Genomic DNA, 2,981 nt, shown 5'->3' with positions numbered 1-2,981 from the left:
GCGCGGCGCATGGTGCATTTGAGTGGTTTGGAAGTGCGTGGCGAGGAGCATCCGGATGGTGATATCGAGATCACCTACACCGGTTTGCGTCCGGGAGAGAAGCTCTACGAGGAGCTCCTGATCGGTGAGGCGGTGAACGGCACGGGGCATCCCCGCATCATGCGCGCCAGCGAGGATTGCCTGCGCTGGCGCGTTTTCGAAAAGTGCCTATCGCGTTTGCAGAAGGACATGGACCGCTACGATATGCCCGCTGTGCGTGAACATCTGTCCGAATTGGTCAGCGGGTATCAGCCGCATGAGCGCATCGAGGATCATTGTTGGAAGGAGTGACGGTGGTGGTGTCGTGGTTTGGGTATCGCGGCTGAAGCCGCTCCTACAGCCGCCCGACCCGGTAGGAGCGGCTTTAGCCGCGAATCCAACAGACTAACACCCGATCGTTTCGCGCCTGAAGGCGCTCCTACATCCACCGGGATCCGGTAGGAGCGGCTTTAGCCGCGAAACCAACAGGCAGCACTGATCGTTTCGCGCCTGAAGGCGCTCCTACAGCCATCTTCCGATGGGGGGGGCTTCGGCGCGATGCGCCTCCGGCCGGCGATTCCGGGTTTGGGATGGGCCTTTGAGGATTGGGTTTGAGCCCCATATCGGTCGAGAAGCCGATCCCAAACCGCTGGTGCGTTGAGTTTTGTTTGCCCGCTTTCCTCTCTCCCACGCTGCCACGCTAGAATGCGGCTCCGACCATGAAACACGGCCGATCCATGCCTCTTTTCCCCCGTATTTTTCCCGACTGGGACCGCCTGACTCTCGCTATCGTCGGGCTGACCATCCTTGTCTTCCTTGTCTTTCCGTTCGGTCGCTCGGCCAACGCGCCACTGGCCTTTCTGGCGTTCATCGGTATCTGGTTGCTCTTTGTGCATGGGCGAGAGCTTGTGGCGCAACGGGTAACCCGATGGTTGCTGGTATTGATTGTGGCGCTCTGGTTGCCGCAACTGCTCGCGTTAACGGGCGCGGTGAATTTCGATCGGGCCTGGAGTGATGCGCTCTACTACCCGCTGTTCGGGATTGCGGCACTGCCGATTGTCTGGGCGGCGATGCGGCATGACGTGTTGCCGGCGATTCTCTATTCATTGCTGGCGATCGTGTTTGTCTGGGCGTTGGACGGGTTGTGGCAGTTCGCTACCGGCACGAACGTGCTGGGGTTTCCTTACAACGGTCGACGCCTGTCCGGTCTGTTCGGGGAAAACCTGACGATGGGGGTGGTGATCGCGCATCTGCTGCCGTTGCTGCTCGAGGCGACCCGGCGGCTGATGCGGTCGTGCCGGCTATGGGGCTTGGCGATCCTGCCGATTCTCGCGGTGATTCTGTTGAGCGGTTCGCGTTCGGCCATGCTGCTGATGATCTTGGGCCTGATCGGCTACGGTATTTTTCTTCTCTGGTATGTGCGGCCACGTTGGTACTGGGTGGTTGGGGCCATCGTGCTCGCCGTCACCGCGTTTGCGGCGACGCTGGCCGTGTCGCCCGAGACGCGCGAGCGCGTCGAGGTTGCCACCAAGGTGTTCGAACTCGACCGGGAAAGCTTCAACCAGGCGACGTCAAAGCGCGGCGATGTCTGGTTGGCCGGCTGGGAAGTGGCAAAGGACGATCCGTGGTTGGGTGTTGGTGTACGTGGCTACGAAATCGCCGCCGTCGAGCGTGGTTACACGGACACGCCGTATATGCATCTGCACTTTTTCGCCCTGGACGTGCAGGTGAGCACCGGATTGGTGGGCCTGCTGGCCTACCTGGTCGCATACATCGGATTTCTGCTGGTGCTGCTGCGGCAACAGGCGGGGATGCCCGGTGGTGTGGCAATCGTCGCGGTGGGCCTTGCGTTGTTCCCGTTCAATACCCATTTTGGCTTTTATGCCTCCTATACCTTGGCCATCATCTGGCCGGTGATCGGCTTGGCGGTGGCCTTAGCCGTCAGCGGAGCAGCGGCCCGGAACAAACTGTAGGAGCGGCTTTAGCCGCGATAACTATTGATGTTTCGCGCCTGAAGGCGCTCCTACCGGCTCAATTCGGGTGTAGGGGCGCTTTCATGCATTTACGGTAGGGCGAGGACCTGTAGGAGCGGCTTTAGCCGCGATCGGGCGTGTGAAGAGCACCACGGAGGGATATCGCGCCTAAAGGCACTCCTGCATCTGACTAGGCCCCGTACGAGCGCCTTCAGGCGCGAATGGTTAGCTTTAAAAACCAATCTCAGAGGAGGCAAGGATGCCTGACGAGAAGGGACAAAACGGTTGGCGCCTGCGCACCGGCCGTGTATCGATACCCGGGCAGATCTATTCGATCACCATCGTGACGCACGGGCGATGGTCCGGATTGGTAAATTGGGATGTCGCGCGGAGGGTGATTGATTGTCTGCGTGAAACAGAGGGGCCGGGAGGCACGGAGACGCCGGCGTTCTGTTTGATGCCGGATCATCTGCATTGGTTGATGCGATTGGCGCCGAGCGGGGATTTGTCTTGCGTGGTCGGTCGGTTCAAAGGCCGCAGTGCGAGGGCTGTGCCCATGTTGCGATGGCAGCGGGGTTTTCACGATCATGCGGTGCGGCATGACGAGGAGCTTCCGCAGGTTGCGCGATATATCGTGGCCAATCCGGTGCGGGCGGGGTTGGTTCAGCGCGTGGGTGAGTACCCATACTGGGATGCCGTGTGGTTGTGATTATCGAGTCGGAAGGTGGCCGTATACGTGTGTGATCTGTGGGAGCGCCTTCGGGCGCGAAAGAATGGGGTGCTGGCCTGTGGGTTTCGCGGCTAAAGCCGCTCCTACGGATTGGCGGGGGCTGCGTAGGAGCGCCTTCAGGCGCGAAACGGTGACGCGTCCTCCAATTCACTCGCCAATTCCCAACCAATCAGGTCGGCTTTTTCGATCCTGCATCCTCGAACGTGCGCTGTGGCCTGCTATCCTCTTACCAGCTTTCGAACCTCCCGGCCGTGGGCGGG

The 2,981-nt window shown here is 60.6% G+C and carries 3 protein-coding genes; all 3 read left to right on the top strand.

All coding sequences use genetic code 11. From position 1 onward, the window contains the following. Nucleotides 1-330 (top strand): polysaccharide biosynthesis protein (locus ABGV18_RS11385; protein WP_396586135.1); only part of this gene is annotated, 330 nt, incomplete at its 5' end. A gap of 407 nt (nt 331-737) precedes the next feature. Further along, nucleotides 738-1,991, top strand: coding sequence for an O-antigen ligase family protein (locus tag ABGV18_RS11380; protein WP_396586134.1), 1,254 nt, complete (start codon nt 738-740; stop codon nt 1,989-1,991). A 259-nt stretch (nt 1,992-2,250) separates the two neighbouring features. Beyond that, nucleotides 2,251-2,700: an REP-associated tyrosine transposase gene (locus tag ABGV18_RS11375; RefSeq protein ID WP_396586133.1), complete on the top strand. Its 450-nt coding sequence runs from the start codon at nt 2,251-2,253 to the stop codon at nt 2,698-2,700. Nucleotides 2,701-2,981 lie beyond the last annotated feature (281 nt).

It is taken from the genome of Guyparkeria halopsychrophila, from assembly GCF_044582135.1.
Lineage (GTDB): Bacteria > Pseudomonadota > Gammaproteobacteria > Halothiobacillales > Halothiobacillaceae > Guyparkeria.
This window is presented reverse-complemented; position numbering and strand designations above follow the sequence as displayed.